17 protein-coding genes are annotated in these 20,060 nt (G+C 63.4%); 10 read left to right on the plus strand and 7 right to left on the minus strand.

The genetic code is table 11. The features are described from left to right. Window positions 1-389 precede the first annotated feature (389 nt). From H585_RS0100005 to msrP, 4 genes are all read left to right on the plus strand, one after another. Complete coding sequence (locus H585_RS0100005; protein ID WP_034626822.1) at window positions 390-2,255, plus strand: transketolase; 1,866 nt, start codon at window positions 390-392, stop codon at window positions 2,253-2,255. Window positions 2,256-2,397: 142 nt separating this feature from the next. After that, window positions 2,398-3,501: a transaldolase gene (tal, locus tag H585_RS0100010; RefSeq protein ID WP_027366242.1), complete on the plus strand. Its 1,104-nt coding sequence runs from the start codon at window positions 2,398-2,400 to the stop codon at window positions 3,499-3,501. Next, on the plus strand, window positions 3,498-4,238 hold the full coding sequence (rpiA, locus tag H585_RS0100015) for a ribose-5-phosphate isomerase RpiA (protein ID WP_027366243.1): 741 nt from the start codon (window positions 3,498-3,500) through the stop codon (window positions 4,236-4,238). Before tal ends, rpiA begins: the two co-directional genes overlap by 4 nt. Further along, on the plus strand, window positions 4,225-5,256 hold the full coding sequence (gene msrP, locus H585_RS0100020; RefSeq protein ID WP_027366244.1) for a protein-methionine-sulfoxide reductase catalytic subunit MsrP: 1,032 nt from the start codon (window positions 4,225-4,227) through the stop codon (window positions 5,254-5,256). Before rpiA ends, msrP begins: the two co-directional genes overlap by 14 nt. 152 nt (window positions 5,257-5,408) lie before the next feature. Here msrP and ligD read toward each other — a convergent pair whose 3' ends face one another. The 3 genes from ligD to H585_RS0100035 all read right to left on the minus strand — a co-directional run bounded on the left by ligD (window position 5,409) and on the right by H585_RS0100035 (window position 10,325). Beyond that, the gene (gene ligD, locus H585_RS0100025) at window positions 5,409-8,195 is read right to left on the minus strand and encodes a DNA ligase D (protein WP_027366245.1); all 2,787 of its coding nucleotides are present in this window, start codon (window positions 8,193-8,195) and stop codon (window positions 5,409-5,411) included. A 202-nt stretch (window positions 8,196-8,397) separates the two neighbouring features. Next, window positions 8,398-9,246, minus strand: coding sequence for a non-homologous end joining protein Ku (ku, locus tag H585_RS0100030; RefSeq protein WP_027366246.1), 849 nt, complete (start codon window positions 9,244-9,246; stop codon window positions 8,398-8,400). Further along, window positions 9,216-10,325, minus strand: coding sequence for a DNA topoisomerase IB (locus tag H585_RS0100035; RefSeq protein WP_027366247.1), 1,110 nt, complete (start codon window positions 10,323-10,325; stop codon window positions 9,216-9,218). Before H585_RS0100035 ends, ku begins: the two co-directional genes overlap by 31 nt. Window positions 10,326-10,687: 362 nt before the next feature. On the opposite strand from H585_RS0100035, the gene trxC reads away from it, so the two are divergent. The 5 genes from trxC to H585_RS0100060 all read left to right on the plus strand — a co-directional run bounded on the left by trxC (window position 10,688) and on the right by H585_RS0100060 (window position 14,937). After that, on the plus strand, window positions 10,688-11,119 hold the full coding sequence (trxC, locus tag H585_RS0100040; protein WP_027366248.1) for a thioredoxin TrxC: 432 nt from the start codon (window positions 10,688-10,690) through the stop codon (window positions 11,117-11,119). 102 nt (window positions 11,120-11,221) lie between these two features. Further along, window positions 11,222-11,671 (plus strand): flavodoxin domain-containing protein, encoded by a 450-nt coding sequence (locus tag H585_RS0100045; RefSeq protein ID WP_014258524.1) that lies wholly within the window; start codon window positions 11,222-11,224, stop codon window positions 11,669-11,671. A gap of 119 nt (window positions 11,672-11,790) precedes the next feature. Further along, window positions 11,791-12,450, plus strand: coding sequence for a UdgX family uracil-DNA binding protein (locus H585_RS0100050; RefSeq protein ID WP_027366249.1), 660 nt, complete (start codon window positions 11,791-11,793; stop codon window positions 12,448-12,450). Between the two features lie 299 nt (window positions 12,451-12,749). After that, a complete protein-coding gene (locus H585_RS0100055) occupies window positions 12,750-13,202 on the plus strand; it encodes a 4Fe-4S binding protein (protein WP_005988208.1) in 453 nt (150 codons plus the stop codon). Beyond that, entirely contained in the window at window positions 13,192-14,937 is a 1,746-nt protein-coding gene (locus H585_RS0100060; protein ID WP_027366250.1) for an aldehyde ferredoxin oxidoreductase N-terminal domain-containing protein, read from the plus strand. The genes H585_RS0100055 and H585_RS0100060 overlap by 11 nt, the downstream gene beginning before the upstream one ends. 277 nt (window positions 14,938-15,214) lie before the next feature. On the opposite strand, the gene H585_RS0100065 is transcribed toward H585_RS0100060, so the two are convergent. Then, window positions 15,215-15,637: a Ros/MucR family transcriptional regulator gene (locus H585_RS0100065; protein WP_014258528.1), complete on the minus strand. Its 423-nt coding sequence runs from the start codon at window positions 15,635-15,637 to the stop codon at window positions 15,215-15,217. A 358-nt stretch (window positions 15,638-15,995) separates the two neighbouring features. Then, window positions 15,996-16,229, minus strand: coding sequence for a KH domain-containing protein (locus tag H585_RS0100070; protein ID WP_027366251.1), 234 nt, complete (start codon window positions 16,227-16,229; stop codon window positions 15,996-15,998). Window positions 16,230-16,365: 136 nt separating this feature from the next. Between H585_RS0100070 and H585_RS0100075 the strand changes: the two genes are divergently transcribed. Beyond that, complete coding sequence (locus tag H585_RS0100075; protein WP_005988213.1) at window positions 16,366-16,647, plus strand: hypothetical protein; 282 nt, start codon at window positions 16,366-16,368, stop codon at window positions 16,645-16,647. A 251-nt stretch (window positions 16,648-16,898) separates the two neighbouring features. On the opposite strand, the gene H585_RS0100080 is transcribed toward H585_RS0100075, so the two are convergent. Together H585_RS0100080 and H585_RS0100085 are read right to left on the minus strand one after the other, a co-directional pair. Further along, window positions 16,899-17,165, minus strand: a complete 267-nt coding sequence (locus H585_RS0100080; RefSeq protein WP_014258529.1) for a hypothetical protein — start codon at window positions 17,163-17,165, stop codon at window positions 16,899-16,901. Window positions 17,166-17,286: 121 nt separating this feature from the next. Further along, window positions 17,287-19,968, minus strand: coding sequence for a bifunctional acetate--CoA ligase family protein/GNAT family N-acetyltransferase (locus tag H585_RS0100085; protein WP_027366252.1), 2,682 nt, complete (start codon window positions 19,966-19,968; stop codon window positions 17,287-17,289). Between the last annotated feature and the right edge of the window lie 92 nt (window positions 19,969-20,060).

Genomic DNA, 20,060 nt, shown 5'->3' on the forward strand with positions numbered 1-20,060 from the left:
TTTAGAGCATTTTGCTTTTGAAAATGCTCTGCAAGCCATGCGTCGGCATGGCTTGCCGCCGCGTAGGCGTAGGCGCAATTCACTTGCGCCGTCAACGCCGGAGCGTGCGTCTTAAAAGCAATCAGCTCTAAAGGCCGCTGTCAACACCGGTGGCCCAGGCTTCGGGCCTGTACAGGAAGCGGCCCGCGGCGTCAAACACCGGAGCCCGGCTCCGCACCTTGCCTGATCTGACGGAACTGTCTGTTTCGCCACATGAAGCCACGGAGGAACATGCCGGAAGCAATGGCCTTTTTAAGTGGATCGGACGCCAGATAAAATGTTACCGTCAGCATGCCATCGCGACGCTGGCCTGCGTCACGCTGCACACACTCAGCTAACGAGGCCGATGCATGAACGATAACTCAGGCATTTCCCATCTGGCCGCGCTGTCGTTGCGCGTCCGCCACGCCATCCTGGCCTGCTCCACACGCGCCGGGTCGGGGCACCCCACATCCTCTCTGTCGGCCGTGGAGCTCATGACCGCCCTCATGTTCGGAGGCTTCTTCAATTATGACCCGCTCCGGCCGGACTACGCGGGCAACGACCGGCTAATCTTCTCCAAGGGCCACGCCTCGCCTCTGTTCTATTCCCTGTGGCACATGGCTGGGCAGATCGACGAGGCCGAGCTCATGACCTTCCGCGAATTCGGCAGCCGCCTGGAGGGCCACCCCACGCCAGCCCTGCCCTTCACCGAGGCGGCCACGGGTTCCTTGGGCCAGGGACTGTCCATTGGCCTGGGCATGGCCTTGAACGCCAGGCACCTGGACAAGCTCCCCTGCCGCAGCTTCGTGCTGCTGGGCGACAGCGAGATGGCCGAGGGCAGCGTGTGGGAAGCCATGGAGATCGCCGCACACTACAAGCTCGACAACCTGGTGGGCATCCTGGACGTGAACCGTCTGGGCCAACGTGGCGAGACCTTGCACGGCCACGACATCGCTGCTTGGGCGCGCAAGGCCGAGGCCTTCGGCTGGCGGGCGATCCCGGTCGAAGACGGCCACGACCTGCGGCAGGTGCTGGCGGCCTACGAACAGGCTCTGAATCTTGGCGTATCCGGAGCTGCGAGCGGCAAGCCGGTCATGATCGTGGCCCGCACCATCAAAGGCAAGGGCGTGGCGGCCATCGAGGACAAGCCCGACTGGCACGGCAAGCCTCTGCCGACCGAAGCGTACAAGATGGCCCTCGAACTGCTCGGCGAGGCGGACCCGCACGTTCGCGGCGAGCTGGCTCCGCCGCCACAAATCCAGATCGCCCGGAGCGAGCCCACGCCGGTGCCCGATATTGCCTATGCTCCGGACAAGCCCGTGGCCACGCGCAAAGCCTACGGCCAGGCCCTGGCCCGGCTTGCGCCGGCCTTTCCGGATATGGTCGCCCTGGATGGCGAGGTGAGCAACTCCACCTATGCAGAACTGTTCGCCAAGGCGCACCCGGGACGCTTCTTCGAGATGTACGTGGCCGAGCAGAACATGGTCGGCGCGGCCGTTGGGCTGGCCGGGCGCGGCAAGATCCCCTTCGTGTCCAGCTTCGCGGCCTTCCTGACCCGCGCAGCGGACCAGATTCGCATGGCTCGCTACTCCGAGGCCAACCTGAAGCTCTGCGGCTCGCACGCCGGCATATCCATCGGCCAGGACGGCGCATCACAGATGGGCCTGGAGGACCTGGCCCTATTCCGCGCTGTGCTGGATTGCGTCGTTCTCTACCCTGCCGACGCCGTGAGCTGCGAACGGCTAGTCGAGGCCATGGCTCGCCATGAGGGCATGGCCTATCTGCGCACCACGCGCATGGCCACGCCCATTCTGTACGGGCCGGGCGAAGACTTTCCCCTCGGCGGCTGCAAAATCCTGCGCCGGAGCGACAAGGACGTCTGCACCATCGTGGCCGCGGGCATCACCCTTCACGAGGCTCTGGCCGCGGCCGACATGCTGGCCGCCGAATCCATCCCCGTGCGGGTGATCGACCTCTACAGCATCAAACCCGTGGACGCCGTGACGCTACAGGTCGCGGCCCGTGAAACCGGAGCGCTGGTCACAGTCGAGGATCACTATCCCGAAGGCGGCCTGGGCGAAGCCGTGCTGGCCGCTCTTGCCGATACGCCCGTGCCGGTGCGCATGCTGGCCGTGCGCAAGCTGCCACGTAGCGGTAGGCCGGCGGAACTGTTGGACTATGCGCATATATCCCGAAAACATATAGCCTCGAACGTAAAAGATATGTTAAGTTGAGTCGATTGGCCTATCCTGTCCCCGCCCTCCCCACTTCGATACAAAACTCGATGCAAAACGGGCCGCATGGATCAGGAAAGGCCACAGGAAGGATGGATGACCAAAGCCAGGGGCGCCCGGCAGGCCCCACACGGAGGAAAGCATGAGCACACTGACAGAACTCGCCCATCTCGGGCAATCCGTGTGGCTGGATTTCATCCGCCGCTCCTTTCTCGTAAGCGGTGAACTGCAACGACTCATGGAGCTGGGAGTTACCGGCGTGACCTCAAATCCAACCATTTTCCAGAAGGCTATTGCGGAAAGCGACGATTACGTGGCGGCTCTGGAAAAGCTGGCCGGACGCTGCCAAACGGTCATGGACGTCTACGAGGCCCTGGCCGTGGAGGACATCCGCACGGCCGCGGACGTCCTGCTGCCCGTATTCCAGACCACCGGCGGCGCCGACGGCTTCGTGAGCCTGGAGGTCAACCCGCACCTGGCCCACGACACCAAGGGCACCGTGAGCGAGGCCTTGCGCCTGTTCGAGCAGGTGGACCGGCCGAACGTCATGATCAAGGTTCCGGCCACGGACGAAGGCATACCGGCCCTGGCACGGCTCATCGCCGACGGCGTGAACGTGAACGCCACGTTGATATTCTCCTTGGCCCACTACGAGGCCATCGTCGACGCCTATATCTCCGGGTTGGAGAAGCTGGCCGGATCGGGCGGCGACGTGAGCCGCGTGGCCTCGGTAGCCTCGTTTTTCCTGTCGCGCGTGGACGCGGCCGTGGACCAAAGGCTCAAGGCGAACGGCAATACCGAGCTGCTGGGCTTGGCCGCCGTGACCAACGCCCGGCTGGCCTACATCCGCTTCGGCGAAATCTTCAGCGGCGAGCGCTGGGAACGGCTGGCCGCTCAAGGCGCGCGCGTGCAGCGGCCCCTGTGGGCTTCGACCTCCACCAAGGACCCGGACTACCCGGATACCAAATACGTGGATGAACTCATCGGCCCGCAGACAGTGAACACCATGCCTCCCGCCACTTTGCAGGCCTTCCTCAACCACGGCAAACCAGAACAAACACTGCTCACGGGCCAAACCGAGAAGACCAAGCTGGCCGGCACCCTGGACCGCCTGGCCGCGCAGGGAATCAATCTGGACCAGATCACCGACGACCTGCAGTCCAAGGGCGTAGCCTCCTTCGCCAAGTCCTTCGACATGCTGCTGGCGTCCATCAAGAAGCGTTGCGCGGAGGTCGCGGCGGCATGAGGGTTGTCGGGCCCGAAGACAAATACAAGCGGCTTGCCGCCGAAATGGCCGTGGAACGCGTGAGCGACGGGATGGTCGTGGGCCTGGGCCACGGGTCCACTGCTGCCTATGCCGTGCTGCGCATGGCCGTGCTGCTGCGTGACGGGAGCCTCAAGGACGTGCTCGGCGTGCCCTGCTCGCGTCGCGTCGAGGAAGAGGCCCGGCGGCTGGCCATCCCCCTGGCTACCCTTGACGCCCGGCCCAGCTTGGACCTGGTCATCGACGGAGCCGACGAGATCGATCCCGGACTCGACTGCATCAAGGGCAAAGGCGGCGCATTGCTGCGCGAGAAGATCGTGGCCCAGGCCTCCATGCGCAGGATCATCGTGGCCGACGCTTCCAAATGCTCCGCTAGGCTGGGCGAGAAGGCTTCCTTGCCGGTGGAGGTGCTGCCCTTCGCGCTCGTCCCCGAGCGCCGTTTCCTGGAAAGTCTGGGCGGAAAAATCAAGCTGCGGCCAGGTCCGGACGGCAGGCCCTTTGTCACGGCCCAGGGCAACTTCATCCTGGACTGGAGCCAGCCTCCGCTGGACAACCCGCGCGAGTTGGCCCGCAAGCTGGAGTCCAGGGCCGGCATCATGGCCCACGGACTCTTCCTGGATATCGTCGACGAAGTGATCGTGGCCGGGCCGCAAGGCCTGCGCTTACTCAGGCGGGCGGAGCGGTCAAGCCCGTCTCAAGGCAACCATGCGCTGGCGTAAAAGCAGCATCTCCCTGCCGTCCGCCGACCCCACGCCGGAGGAGATCTTCCGTTGCCGGCGCACGCTGCTCAAGGCCATGGGCCTGGGCGGCATGGCCGGTACCCTCGGCCCGCTGCTGGCCGCCTGCGACCTGTGGGGCCGCGAAACGCGCCAGGTGGAGGATACCCTCGTCGAGCTGCGCACGCTCAAGGCCGTGCCGAACCAAACCTTCGGTCCGGATCAGTTGGGACAGCCCTTGACCGAACGGCGCGCCACAGCCGTGGTTAACAACTTCTACGAGTTCACCACGGGCAAGGATGTCTGGCGCTACGTCGAGGATTTCGTGGCCAGGCCCTGGCGCTTCGAGGTCAGCGGGCTCGTGGAGCGGCCCGTGACATTCGACGTAGCGGACATCCTCGCCGGCAAGGCCCTGGGCGAGTTGGAAGAGCGGCTGTACCGATTCCGCTGCGTGGAGGCCTGGGCCATGAACGTGCCCTGGATCGGCGTGCCCTTCCGTCGCGTGATCGAAGCGGCGCGGCCCAAGCCGGAAGCCAAATACGTTCGCCTAATCTCCTTCCTGCAGCCCGAGAAGGCTCCCGGCCAACAATCCGGAGCGCCCTACCTGCGGCTCTGGCCCTATTTCGAGGGTCTGACCCTGCCCGAAGCCCTGAACGAGACGGCCTTCCTGGCCGTGGGCATGTACGGCCACGAACTGCCCAAGCAGAGCGGCGCACCCGTGCGCCTCGTGCTGCCCTGGAAGTACGGCTACAAGGGCCCCAAATCCATCACACGCATCGAACTAACGGCCGAGCGGCCGCCGACTTTCTGGAACGCGCTCGCGCCGGACGAGTACGATTTCTGGTCCAACGTCGACCCCAACACGCCCCACCCGCGCTGGTCACAGGCCACGGAACGCATGCTCGGCACGGGCGAACGCCGCCCGACCCTGCCCTTCAACGGCTATGGCAAGTTCGTGGCTGGATTGTATGCCGGGTTGGGCAAAAACGATCCGCGTTACGGCTTCGGCCTGAACGCATAGTCCAAGCTTAGAGCATTTTGCTTTTGAAAATGCTCTGCAAGCCATGCGTCGACATGGCTTGCCGCCGCGTAGGCGTAGGCGCAATTCACTTGCGCCGTCAACGCCGAAGCGGGCGTCTTAAAAAGCAATCTGCTCTAGATAAGACTCCCTGCCTACTCCACTGGCCGCTTGCGGCCCAGCGCGCGCCACATGGACGCGCTAAGCCCCTGGCGCAAGCCGAAGAAGCCCTCCCAGGGATCAGCCCGTAAACTTGCCACGCGGCGGCGCACGGCCTGGATATCAAACGAATTCGGCGCGATGCCGGCGGCCAGTTCCTCCCAAGTCAACGGCACGGCCACCGGCGCACCCGGCCTGGCCCGCGTGGAGTACGGCGCGATGCTGCTCGCGCCTCGAGCGTTGCGCAGCCAGTCGATATAGATCCTGCCGCTCCGGCGGGCCTTGCCTGCCACGGAGACGAACTCGCCCGGCTTGCGCACGGCTAATTCCTCGGCCACGGCGCGCGCGAATTCACGCAGCTCTTGCCAACCGGGCTTGCGCTGCAGCGGCAGCACGATGTGAAAGCCCTTGCCGCCCGTGGCCTTGGCAAAGCCCGTGAGCCCAAGCCCCTCCAGGAACTCGCGCAGATCCAGGACAGCTGCGGTCACGCGCGCCGGCTCCACGTCCTCGCCGGGGTCCAGGTCGAAAACCAGCCGATCAGGCCGTTCCAAATCCTCGTTGCGCGCGCCCCAGCAGTGAATCTCCAGCACGCCGAGCTGCACCAGCGCAAGCAGCCCGTCCAAATCCGACACGCTCAGCCAGGTGCGCTCGTGGCCTTTTTCCAGCACGCGCACGCCTTGCACACCGTGCGGCACTCCGCCCGCCGGGTGGCGCTGAAAGAAACAGCCCTCGCCCAGACCGCCGGGACATCGCACGAGGCTCAAGGGCCGGCCGACAACGTGCGGGAGCATGAACCCGGCGACCTCGCGGTAGTAGTCCGCCAGCCCTGCCTTGGTCAGGCCCGTGTACGGGACGAGCACCTTGCGCGGATGCGTCAGCTTGATCGCCCCCTTGGCCCTGCCGGTCTTGGCCGGAACATGCTGTTTGCGCATGGACTCGCGAGCCTTGGGCTCCATCGGGTTCTCGCGCACCACCTCGATTGGCGGCTTGTCCTCGCGCAGGCCCTTGAATGACGGATGGCGCATGATGCCGTCGCGGGTCCAGCCGGCGAAGTCCACCTCGGCCACCAGTTCCGGCCGCACCCAATGCACATCCGCCAGCGAACCTACACGATGCATGTCGGCAAAGGCCGCATCATCAGTCGCCAAACCGGCCAGACGACCTGACAGATCGCCAAGCACCTGTGTGTCATAGCCGGTGCCTACCTTGCCGGCATAGATCAGGCGGCCTTGCCTGTCATGCACGCCCACGAGCAGAGCACCGAAGCCCGTGCGCTGGCCCTTGGGATCGGTCCAGCCTGCTACGACCACTTCCTGGCGCTGGCCGCATTTGCTTTTGAGCCAGGTGGGCGCGCGCCTGGGCTCGTAGTGCGCGTCGGCGCGCTTGCTCACGATGCCCTCCAGACCCATCTGGCAGGCATTCTCCAGCACAAGTTTCCCTTTGCCGACGATATGGTCCGAGAATCGCAAGGGTGAAGGTATCTGACCTATCGCGCCCAGCACGGACCGCAGGGCCTCCTTGCGTTCGATGAGCGCGCAGCCTGACAGGTCCTGGCCCTCGGCATAGGGCATATCGAAGAGGTACATGGCCAGCGTGCCCCCGCTCAGCCCCTTGAGCACGTTCTGCAAGGCCTGGAAATCCGGACGGCCGCGCTCGTCGAGCACCACGGCCTCGCCGTCCAGCACGGCCCGCCGCAGGGTCAGGCCCCCGGCGGCCCTAGCCAGTTCGGGAAAACGGTGGGTCCAGTCCTGGCCGCCACGAGTCATGAGCCGCGCCTTGCCGTTATCGATGATCAGCAGCAGCCGGTATCCGTCGAACTTGATTTCGTGCAGCCACTGCTCCCCGGCGGGAGGAGAGTCCACGAGCGTGGCCAGTTGCGGCCGGATCTGCTCGGGCATGGGGCCGGGTCGCGCGCCGGGCATGGCCGCGAAATCGGGCAGGCCGGGGGAGCGCGGGGACTCCGCTGTCTTGTTTTTTATCGTGAGGGTTTCGGGCCGTGCTTGGCCCTGCGCTGGTGGAGGCAATGGCTGTGTGTCGGCGTATTCGACGGCCGCCGGCGGCGCAGGTCCGACATTTCCGGCGATCCTGGCCCGCACGTCGCCGTCGAGAGTGCCGATGGTCACGCCTTCGGCTTCAGCTCCGGTCCGTTCCCGGTCACGAACATCTCGACGAGAATCGGTACCAGACGCATGTTCGCCCGCGCCGCTCCACACGCGATCGGCCGACGAGGCTATCTGCGCAAGGGTCCTGCCCGTGACCGCACTCTCGGGCCGGTCGGTTTCTATATCGAGCCGTGGGTTAGCCTGCTCGTCGCGGACCTTGATGAGCAGCCAATCATTCTCCTTGGCCCGCTTGCCGCTCATGTGCGCCAGAATCCAGCCGCCCGAAAGCTTTTCGCCCCGCAGCCGGAAGTGCAGCTTGCCCTGGCGCAGACCTTCGTGCGGGTCGCCCTCGGGCTCCCAAACGCCACGGTCCCAGAGCATGACCGTGCCGCCGCCGTACTCGCCCTGCGGAATGACGCCCTCGAAGCTCCCATACTCCACGGGATGGTCTTCCACACGCACCGCCAGCCGTTTTTGGCCAGGATCGAGGCTCGGTCCGCGCGGCACGGCCCAGGACAGGAGCACGCCATCCAGTTCCAGGCGCAGGTCGTAGTGCAGCCTGCGCGCCTTGTGCTTGTGGATCACGAACCCGCGGCCCGACTCGGGCTCCGGTCCTCGCCCCGAAGGCTCGGGCGTGCGCGAAAAATCCCGCTTGCGCCAGTATTCGCTGAGCCTGGCCATGCTACTCCTTCAGTTTCCATTGCTGCCATGTCGCAAGCTGACCTATCCACCAGCGAATGCTTGCTGCTCTTCACATCGGAGGACCTTCCAGCTCGCGCAGGCCGTTTACCATGGGTAGCCAGCCTGCCCCCTTCCGTGGAAGCCAGGACCAGCCCCTGTGGGGGCCTTGGCGGAGCTCTTACCAGCTCTTCTGCAAATCATCCTACCCCGCAGCCCGCCTGCGCCGTCCCCTGGCGTGCTCGGCTTCCTCAGCCTCCTGCTTGGCGCGGGTCTGCTCAACGCTTCGCCGCAGCAGGTCCATCATATCCACGACTTTGCCCGCGGCCGCCGGCTCCTCTACTTCGGGCATGGGCGCCACGGCGCCGGTCTCGGCCTTCTCCTCGATCCAGGCCATGAGTTTGTCGCGGTATTCGTCGTGATACTGTTCGGGCCTCCAGGCTTCGGCCATGGCCTCCACCAGCGTCTGGGCCATATGCAGCTCACGGTCCGAAATCTTGTACTGGGCCGCCGCGCCCGGCAGGCGCAGCTCGGCCTGGTTGCGCAATTCCTGCTTGAAGCGCAGCAGGTTGAGCAAGAGGGCCTGACCGTAGGGAAGGAGCGCCGCCAAATGTTCCCGCTCATGGATGACCACCTTGGCGATGCCTGCCTTGCCCGTGCGCACCAGGGTTTCACGCAGGAGCACGTAGACCTTCTCGCTGCCTTCACCCGGCTCCAGGAAATAGGGCCGCTCGAAATATACCGGCGCGATGTCCCCGGCACTGACGAAGGCCACGATCTCCACGCTGCGCGTGGTCTCCACCCTGACCTTCTCGAAGTCCTCCTTGGTCAGCAGCACGTAGTTGCCGCCTTCGTACTCGTAGGCTTTGACGATCTGATTCCAGGATACCTCGCGGCCCGTGTCCTCGTTGACCCGCCGGTAGCGCACCCGTGCCTGGTCGCGGCTGTCCAGGAGCGTGAAACGCAAATCCGAGCTGCGCTCGGCCGGATACAAGGCAACCGGGATATTCAGCAGGCCGAAGGTCAGGGCTCCTTTCCAGACTGCATGGGGCATGGCTCGCCTCCTTGCGCATCGGCATCGTTACGCCGGTCCTCCCTGCTCGCGAGCAGGCGCGCCACGGCCACTTCCGCGGGCAAGAGCCCGGCATTGCCGTGAGCATACATCGCATCGGCGTTCACGCAAAGCCGCCCATGCAGAAAAGCGCTCACCACTGCTGGATGCACATAGGATGCTCGGGCGACTGCCGGCGTGTTGCCCAGTCTGGCGGCGACCTTGCGCATGGCCGCCGCGACATTGTGCTTGCCGTCGGTCTGGCTCGCTGGCGGCTCCATGGCCGACAACTCGCGCGCGGCCAATACCGTTGCGCCCCACGTGCGGAAAACTTTGGCTGTGACGCTGGGCCCGCCGACCTCGCGCAGGTACTCGTTCACGTCCCGGGAGCCCACCGCATGCACGCCCTGCCCGTCCTCGTAGGCGAAGAGATGCTGACCCGGCAATTCCTGGCAGCGCCGCACCAGGGCGGCGAGCTTGCGGCTCGCCACGCGCACCTGCCGTTCCCGGCCGCCCTTGGCCGGAAAGCGCAGACACAGCGGAAAGCAGCTCTCGTCTAGGTGACCGTCGCGCAGGGTCGTCAATCCATACGTCTTGTTTCTCTGCGCGTACTCCGGGTTGCCCACGCGGACCATGGTCTCCTCCATGAGCTTGATCACCAGAGCCAGAACCTTGCGTCGCGGCAGGCCAGGCCGAGAAAGATCGCGGTCCACGGCGCGCCGAAGGTCCGGCAAGACGCGGGCAAAGGCTGCCAGTTCGCGGAACTTGGTGCGGCTGCGCTCCTCGGTCCAGGCGGAATGATACAGGTACTGCTTGCGGCCACGCGCATCACGGCCCGTGGCCTGGATATGCCCCTTGCGATCCGCGCAAATCCACACGTCGGTCCAGGCAGGTGGGATAGCCAGCAAACGGATGGCCGCTTTTATTTCTTGGTCGGTCACCAGCCTGCCCTCGCTGTCGAAAAAGGCGAAGCCCTTGCCTTTGCGCACGCGGCGCAAGCCTGGCTCCTGATCCGAAGAGAACCGCAGGACTTCCTTTGCCTCTGGATGGTTGCGCTCGAGTTCGTAACTGGATTGGGCCATCATGCCTTCGGTCTGCCATCGCCGACGTTTCTCGGCAACGATTTGTGCACGCCGCTGTCTGGCTGCAAGAGCCAATTCTTGGCACGGGCATTCTCCAGGCACTTTTAGAGCATTTTGCTTTTGAAAATGCTCTAAAAGCCATGCGTCGGCATGGCTTGCCGCCGCGTAGGCGTAGGCGCAATTCACTTGCGCCGTCAACGCCGGAGCGGGCGTCTTAAAAGCAATCTACTCTAGGTGCCATGTTGTCACTAGTTGGCATTCGCTTGTCATTTCTAACGCTTATTCGTAAGAATGGTCTCTAGTCGCCGGGTCGATCCGACAGGACAGGCCCAAGGCAAACCAGAAGCCTAAGGAGCGTGGTCATGAGCGAGGGACTCATCGTGCCCTGCCCCAAGTGCGGCGCCAAGAACAGGATCAACCCAGCGCGCCTGGACGAGGCTGTCTGCGGCAAATGCAAGACGCCCATCATGGACGGCAAGCCCCTGGCCGTGGATGCGGCGGGGTTCGAAACCCACGTGCTGCAAAGCGCGGTTCCGGTAGTGGTGGATTTCTGGGCGCCCTGGTGCAGCCCGTGCCGCATGATGGCCCCGGCCTTCGAGCAAGCCGCGGCCGACTTGCGCAGCGTGCGCTTCGTCAAGCTGGACACCCAGGCCGAGCCGGCGCTGGCCTCGCGCAACGGGATTCAATCCATCCCGACCATGGCTCTGTTCCGGGGCGGCCGCGAGACAGCCCGCGTAAGCGGAGCCATGAACGCAGTGCAGATCGTGAGTTGGGTGCGACAGAATCTGAGCTAGGCTTCCTGCCCTGCCGGAGCGGGAGACGGACCTGGCGCGTGACGCGTCAGGCGATCATGCTAAATATCTTTTTTCTACATACTGTTCATAATGGAGGCAGTCATGGCAAAGGCTCTCATCGTGTTCGGCAGCGAGACAGGCAACACCAAAGCGGGTGCGGACCTGATCGCCCAGGTTCTGGAAGGCAAAGGCGTGACCGTGGAGATCCAGGACGTGCGCGAAGTGAACGCCGACGTGTTGTCGAGGCCTTATGACCTGGCCATACTGGGCGTATCGACCTGGGGCGCCATAGACGAAGAGGTCCAGCAGGACTTCGAGTCCTTCTACGACGGCATGGCCGACATCGACCTGCACGGCAGGCGCATGGCTGTCTTCGGCAGCGGCGACCAGGGTTACGACAAGTTCGCCAAGGCCGTCGATTTCGTGGAGCAGCGCGCCAGGAAACAAGGCGCCGAGGTTGTCACGACGAGCCTCAAGTACCACCTGCACCCCAAGGATTCAGCCGAGCGCGTCAAGGCATGGGCCGAGAAGCTGGCCACGAAGCTCCAGTAGCTCCAAGATATTTGGGCGGGATCTGCCTTGCCAAGCCTTTTTCCCTAGCATTCGGCTCGCCATGCCCTGCTGCTTGTGGCAGCATGATTCCTTGCGGCCACAAACCGCGAGGAGGACGCATGCCCGAAGTGGAACGATACGCACGAGGGGAGCGAGGCGAGTCCAGGAGGACCATACCGGCTGAGTCCGGCGCGGCCGCGGCGTATGCGGTGTTGGTGCGTGAAGCCGCGCGCTGCACGCGTTGCGATTTGTACAAAGCCGCCACGCGCACCGTGTTCGGCGAGGGTCCGGTCGAGGCCAGGCTCATGCTCGTGGGTGAAATTCCCGGCGACATGGAAGACCGCAGGGGCAGGCCCTTTGTCGGGCCTGCGGGGAGACTCTTGGACAGGGCGCTGGAAGAGGCCGGAGTGGACCGCTCCACGGTTTACCTGACCAACGCCGTAAAGCACTTCAAGTTCGAGCTTACGGGCCGGCGGCGACAGCACCGAGCGCCCAGCGTTTCCGAGATCAACGCCTGCCACTACTGGCTGGATCGGGAGCTGGCTTTGGTCAAGCCGCGCACGGTCGTGGCCCTTGGCGGCACAGCCGCGCGGGCCGTGTTCGGCAAGCCCGTGCGCGTGCTGCAGGTCAGGGGCAAGTTCGTAGATCTGGAACCCGGCCGGCAAGCCATGGTCACCATCCACCCTTCGGCCATCCTGCGCATGCCCGAGGAAAGCATGCGCCACCAGGCCTTCGAGACCTTTGTGTCCGAACTGCGCCTGCTACGGAATCATGGCTGACCTGCTTTGCGTGGATGTGGCCCTGTCTCTAGGATCGTATTCACGCACAATTAAGGGTCCGAAATACTCACAGGGCGATGGCCAGCGCGTAAGGCCGGGCGCGGCCCAAACCTCCACCAGCACATCTCCCGACCTGCTCCGCGCCAAGCCACGCCGCCCCGGCATGGCGGGCTTTTCTTTTCTCCACAATTGGCTATCCTGAACGTTGAACCTTTCCGGCCACTCTATAGATGAAACGGGCAAGCCGCCCGCCAGCCGGACAGACGTTTACCGACAATCACTCCTCAAGGAGACGCATGATGAAAGTTCTCCGAGCCAGCCGCATGGACCGCTGCATCGGTTGCCATTCCTGTTCCCTGGCTTGCGCGCGCATGGTGCACAAGCAGCTCTCGTGGAACAAGGCCGGCATCCGCATCAAATCCTCGGGCGGCATCACCACCGGCTTCGAGGCCACGCTCTGTCTTGCCTGCGATCCGGCTCCCTGTGTCCTGGCCTGCCCCACGGGCGCCTTTTCCCAGCGCCGTGGAGGCGGCGTGGTGGTCAAGCGCGAACTGTGCATCCAGTGCGGCAAGTGCGCCGAGGCCTGTCCCGTGGATGCCGTGTACCTGGACGCCGGCGGCAACCCCTTCGTGTGCATCCACTGCGGCCGGTGCGTGCCCTTCTGTCCGCATACCTGCCTGGAGATGCAGGATGCGCCGCACGCGCACACGTCCCAAAAGATGGTCGGGGAGGTAACCGAAGATGCCGGCTAACAAGACCTATCGCGTAGTCATCATGCACCTGGACAAGGGCTACGCCGAGCCCGTGTCCTTCGGTGACACCAAGGAACTTCTCGGCGGCAGCCATCTGGCCGCCGCGCTCTATGACAAGTACGGCCTGCCGAACGAGCACTGGGACCACCCGGACCAGCCGCTCATCTTCGCCATCGGCCCGCTGGTGGGCTACTTTCCGCTCATGAGCAAGGTGGTCTGCGCCTTCAAGTCGCCCTACAACGATCAGTACAGCGAGTCGCACGCCGGAGGCCGCCTGGCCCTGGCCATGCGCTTCGCCAATGCCGACGCCATCTTGTTCCGCGGCCGGGCCAAAACCCTGTCCGCGGCGGTCATCGGCGCGCGGCGACTGGGCCTGGTGGACGTGCACTACCTCAAGGGCATGGACGTCTTCTCGACCGGCCGCAGCCTGCGCAAGACCATCGAGGGCTTCTCGGGCCACCGCTCGCTCATGCGCATCGGCCCGGCCGGCGAGAACCTCTCGGCCTACGCGTGCATCAACGTGGACACCTACCGCCACTTCGGCCGCATGGGCAGCGGCACGGTCATGGGCGTGAAGAACCTCAAGGCGGTCATGGTCCAGGGCGACGAGTCCATCCCCCTGCCCGAGGGCAAGCCATACCAGACCCTGTTCCGCGACATCTACAAGCAGATGACCGCTACGCACATGATGAGCAAGTACTTTGATCTGGGCACGCCCCAGAACCTTATACCGCTCAACGAACTCAAGTCGCTGCCGTGGCGCAACTTGCAGGCCACGCACGATTCCGGCGTGGAGGGCATCTCCGGAGAACGCTTTGCCAAGGATCTGCTGTTGCGCAACACGGCCTGCTCGGGCTGTCCCGTGGGCTGCATCCACATCGGCATGCTGCGCGAGATGTTCTCGGACGAGCACCGCTTCAAGTACCACCAGGTAGCCTATGACTACGAGCCCATCTTCTCCGTGGGCTCCATGATCGGCGTGACCGACGCAAGCGGCGTGCTGTCCATCATGGACGAGGTGGAAAAGGTCGGCGTGGACGTCATGAGCGCGGGCGTGGCCCTGGCCTGGGCCACAGAGGCCTTCCAGAAAGGTATCATCACCGAGGAGCAGACGCTCACGCCCTTGGAGTTCGGCTATGTGGAAGGCTACAAGAAAGCCGTCGCCCACCTGGGCTACGCGCCCAACGAGTTCTACATGCGCCTGGCCAACGGCGCGCTAAAGGCTGCCGCGCACTACGGCGGCGAGGATTTCGCCTGCGTGCTGGGCCAGGAAATGGCCGGCTACGCCACGGGCGAGGTCTTCTTCGCCCAGCAGGCCATGAGTTTCCGCCACTCGCACCTGGACGCCGGCGGCTACTCCTACGACCAGACTCACAACGAGCAGGACGCGGACAAGGCCATCGACTACCTGATCAAGGACGAGCAGGGCCGTTGCGTGCTGACGAGCATGGTGGCCTGCCTGTTCTCGCGCGGGGTGTACAAGAACGACGTGCTATCCAAGTGCCTGGACTCCATCGGTTACCCGGAGCTAGCCGGCAAGCTCGACACCATCGGCGCGGACATCCAGAAACTACGCTGGCAGATCCGTTTCAAGACCGGCTATGATCCGGTGCAGACGAAGATTCCCAAACGTTTCCTGGAGATTGAGACCTGGAAGGGCAAGATCGATCCGCAGTACCTGGACACGCTGAAGCACAGGTACGGGCAGGCGCTGATGGAGATTGGACGAAGCTAGAGCATTTTGCTCTTGAAAATGCTCTGCAAGCCAAGCGTCGGCATGGCTTGCCGCTAGCTTCGGCGTAGGCGCAATTCACTTGCGCCGTCAACGCCGGAGCGGGCGTCTTAATAGCGATCTGCTCTAACGAAGCATTAGAAATGGAAGCAGGCCGCGACCCCGTCGAGGGTGGCGGCCTGCTTTATTTTTCGCCCGGTCAAAAACGGGGATTCTCGCATGGACTTCGCGCTCAACGCATCGAGCGCTCTCGTCGGACGGGAAGTTGCGTGGTAGTCGTTCAGGACGTCTTTGCAGCCTGCTTGTTGCCCTTGCTGCCCCTGCGCTCCCATAGCTTCATGTCCTTCATTGTCTTGCGGCGTTCGCGTACCAGCCTTTTACAGGCCAGAGCAGTACCCTTGGGCAAACCCCACTTGGCAAGATAGCTTTCTTTATCCAGACCGTGCTCGGCAAGGTGTTTGTTGGTAATGACCTTGAACGACTTGCCGCATTCAAGACAAATAACCGTGCCTTCACGAATGGATTTTTTTGTGTCGCACGCCGGCTCTTGCTGCTGAGTAGTGCCATTGCCCGCAACCTCGGCAACACCGCCAAGGCTGGAAGCAAGCTTCTTGACCATGGAAACGATTTCTTCCTCGGTCATCTGCCTAACGCTAGCCTGCGCCTTTACAATCTCCAACACTTGCTTGATCATGTCATCCATGTAATCCCCCCTTGGTAATCTGTTCTTTCATATCAATCTTAATAAGCATGTCAACATGAATCTGCTTGTTAACTAAGTACATGACAAAAGAGAGATGATCAACTTGCCGGCATCGATTTATCTGTAGCCCTCACAATGACCTTGTTAAACATACATGGGAATGCCGGATGATATGCCTCTTTGGGGGACTCGGCTAATGGAATCCAGAGATATGTCGATCAAGAAAACCTTGCCTAGCATAGAAAAGAGGGACAGGCTGCGATGTGGCTTAAGTAGTCGGGAATGACTGGCGGGAATTCATCGCATCGAATCCGTCCCTGTCGCCCGCTAACTAACTGAACCCAGCCATGAGGGCACACTACTCCAGTATATCGAGCACCACCCGCTGCTTGCCCTTGCCCGCGACCGCGGCAAGTATATCACGCAACGCCAGGACTGTTCTTCCGCTTTTGCCGATTACCTTGCCTACATCTTCCTTGGCTACTTTGACTTCCAGGATAATTACATTCTCACCGACCACTTCAGTGACTTGCACCATTTCAGGGTAATCCACGAGAGCTTTAACCAGATACGTTATCAGTTCCTTCGGCATGGGACTCTCCACTTTTATCGATTGTGCTTCCGCCGTCTTTGACCTAGAGTGCAGAATATCGCATGAGTTGCAAATACTCACCAACTAATCATCTAATATGACACTGCCAATGCTGGTCATGCCTCTGGGAGATATAATGCATACTATCTTTTCCGCCCATCTTAAGAGCAAGTTAGTCTCCTGCACCGTCTACTGGAATCAGTCTCAAGATTGGATACTGATAAATGAAAAAGGGGACGAAGTTGCCTCCCTTTACCATAAGACTCTTGTCGAGAGGATGACTGAGTCGATGAAACCAGCGGATACAATTCAAAACGCCAAGATTGCGGAGCAGCGGATCAACCGAATTATGTCCAAGCAAGGGAAAAGAGCCGCCGAAGCGCCTCTGAAGGTTGTTGCATACTTTGCAACCGAGTAGCCTCCCGTCACTCACTGCCGACACCGAGCCGATTGCACGTTTCTTCTAGCCGGTGAAGCGTCGCAATTATAGAACATCGATAGAGTACTCCCACCGATTACGCAGCAAACCCCGATACTAGCAATGCCCGGGGCTGCTGCGGCCTAATGCGCGGGGCGACAATGCCCTTGCGGAGCGGCGGCTTTCCTCATCATGCTTCGATTTGCCGTTAAATGCCGCCAGTATTCCAACGAAGCGCCCATATGCGACGGCTACGCTCTGCCCCTCTGTTTGGGCGGGGCTGACACGAGCAGATCCTCGGGTTCGGGCTCTGCCCGCTCGGCGTCGGCCGCGTCCAGGGCATTCATAGCCGAGAGCATGAAGCTTTCGATGTGCGAATAGGCCAGACTGCCGGACTCGGCGGCCTTGAGAGTCAGCATGAAGGCCAGGGCGTAATTGTCGTCCTTGTCCTGCAGGCGCGATAGGGCCATCTCTTCGACGTGCTCGGTCGGTTGGGCTCGGCGGGCTTGCGTGGGCATGCCGGTTCCTCCTCGTCGCTGGTTGTCGATTCCACCATGCCTGTATCAGGCAGCGCGAAGGAGGGGCAATCAGGCGGGGGACTACAGGGCGTGCGCAGACACCTACGCACGCCCATCCGCATCATGGATTCAACGTCAGCTTCATCTCGACTATATCATCCTCGTAATCAGTCCGCACAATGAACCCCAGCCGTTGCGACAGGCCTATCATGGCCTTGTTCTCGGGCAGGGTCTGGGCTTCCAGGACTTTCGTTCCCCGGCTCTTCACGTAGCGGATCATCTTTTCCAGCAGCAGCCGCCCTAGCCCCTTGCCCTTCATGTCCCCGCGCACGATGATGGCGTATTCGGCCGAGGAGTTATCGGGCTTGGTGGACGTGCGCACCACGCCGAGCGTCTCGGAATCGCCGCTCTGGAGTTGGCGCGTGGCGATGAAGGCCATCTCGCGGTCGTAGTCGATCTGCGTGAAGCTGGCCATGTCCGCGAATTCGAACTCGCGCGGCGCGCCGAAGAAGCGCAGGCGCAGGTCATCGGCGGTCAGGCTCTTCACGAAGTCGAAGTGCGCGGGCGCGTCCTCGGGACGGATGGGTCGCAGGAGCACCTTGGAGCCGTCCTTGAGCGCGGCCGCTTCCTCCAGCTCCTTGGGATAGGGCCGGATGGCCAAGCGCTCCGGGCCGGTCTGGGTCGTGCGCGCGACCTTGATCTGCGCGCCCAGGGCCAGCACGCCCTTGTCATCGGCGAACAGAGGGTTGATCTCCAGGTCCGTGATCTGGGGCACGTCGATCATGAGCTGCGTTACCTGAATGAGCGTCAGGCAGATGTCATCGACGTCCGCGGCGGGCAGCGGACCAGCGCCCGAGAGCAGCCGGGCGATGCGCGTGCGGCTTATCAACTCGCGGGCCAGACTCATGTTCAGGGGCGGCAGGGCCACGGCCGTGTCGCGGATGACCTTGAAGGCCATGCCGCCATGGCCGAAACGCACCACAGGGCCGAAGATGGGATCGATGAACGCGCCCACGAAAAGCTCGTGAGCGCCGGGCCGGCGACCCATCTGCTGCACCACGAAGCCGTCGATATAGGCCTCCGGCATGTGGCGGTGCACGCGGGACACCAGGCTGGGCGCGACTTCCCAAAGCTGCTCGGGCGTTTCGATGTCCAGCATCACGCCACCCACGATGAATGGTTGAGGCACCTGCGGCGAGCGGACCTTGAGCGCCACGGGAAAGCCCAGTTCCTCGGCGATCTGCACGGCCTCGCGCGCCGACGCGCAGGTGCGCGTCTCCACCACGGGCACGCCGTAAGCCGCCAGCACGCCGCGCGCCTCGGCCTCCGAGAGCTTGTAGCGTTTCTCGGCCAGGGCCTGGGCAACAATCGTGCGAGCCTTGTCCGTGTCCGGGAAGAAGTCGGCGGGCAAGGAATCGGGCGACTCCATGAGCAACTGCTGGTTGCGGCGGTAGGTGACCATGTGCAGGTATGCGGACACGGCCTTGTCCGGGGTGTCGAAAGTCGGCACTCCGGCCTGGCGGAATATTTGACGCGAGGCGCGGTCGCTCTCGGTGCCAAGCCAACTGGTGAGCACCACGCGCTTGGTCTGGCTCACGGTATGCGCCACGGCCTCGGCGATCTTCTCCGAGGGAACCTCGGCGAAGGGTACGTGCAGCACCAGCACCGCGGCCACGGACGGATCGTGCAGCAAGGCCTTGATGGCCTGCTCGTAAGCCTGCGCGTCGGCGTCGAAGTGCAGCACCACGGGATTCTGGCCGGGGCGGTGCGAGCTTCTGATGCCGGCCAGGGCCTTGCGCGTGTCCTCTGCAAGCTCGGCCAACTCGCCGCCGCCTGAAACGCAGGCATCCGCGGCCAGCAGCCCCACGCTGCGGCCGTTGGCCAGGATGGCCAAACCGTCGGAAAACAGGGTCTGAGTCCTGACCAGGGTGCGCGCGCCGTCGAACAGGCCGTCCACGCTGTTCACGCGCACGATGCCCGCGCGGCGGAAGGCCACGTCGTAGACCGAGTCGGCGTCCTCCTGGCGTAGCGCGCAGGCCTGCTCCGGCCGGTACTCGGGCACATTGCCGCCGGGCTTGATTACCAGGATAGGCTTGTTGCGCGCGCTGGCCCGCGCCGCGGACATGAAGCTGCGCGCGTCGCAGATGGACTCGACGTACAATAGAATGGAGCGCGTCATGGTGTCCGATCCCAGATAGTCGAGCACCGCCGCGAAGTTCACGTCCAGTTGGTCTCCCAGGGAGATGAAGTGCGAAAATCCGATGCCGCTGCCTTGCGCCCAATCCAGGACAGTGGTGAACAGGGAGTCGGATTGCGTGACGAAGGCGATGCGGCCCTGGGCCGCGTCCGTGTGCGCCAGGCTCGCATTGAGGCCCGCGCTCGGCGAGATGAGGCCCATGCAGTTGGGTCCCAGCAGGCGCATGCCGTAATGTTTGGCGGCCTCGTAGGTTTCGTATTCGAGTCGGCCGCGTTCCTCGGCCTCCAGGGTGGCGAAGCCCGGGCCGATGATAATGGCCGCGCGCGTGCCGCGCTTGCCGAGCTTGCGGATGTAATCGGGCGTATGACTTGGCGGAGTGCAGATCACGGCCAGGTCGGGCGTGATGGGCAGAGTGTCCACGTCCTTGTAGGTCAGCACGCCCGAGACGGCCTCGTCCGTGGCCGTAACCGGCATGACCGGCCCCAGGAAGCGGCCCGAGAGCAGATTGCGCATGACGATGGAGCCTGGCGAGCGGGGCTTGTTGGACGCGCCGATAACGGCCACGGACGTTGGCCGGAACAGGGCGTCGAGATTGGTGACGCTCATGGGCGGTATGCTCTCCCTGTGCTGTGTCTGCCGGCCCGGAGACGAATCCAGGCCTGAAGGTGAAAGGCCGGATGCGGACGAACGTCTGCCGT

The sequence above is a fragment of the Desulfocurvibacter africanus subsp. africanus DSM 2603 genome (genome assembly GCF_000422545.1).
Classification (GTDB): domain Bacteria; phylum Desulfobacterota; class Desulfovibrionia; order Desulfovibrionales; family Desulfovibrionaceae; genus Desulfocurvibacter; species Desulfocurvibacter africanus.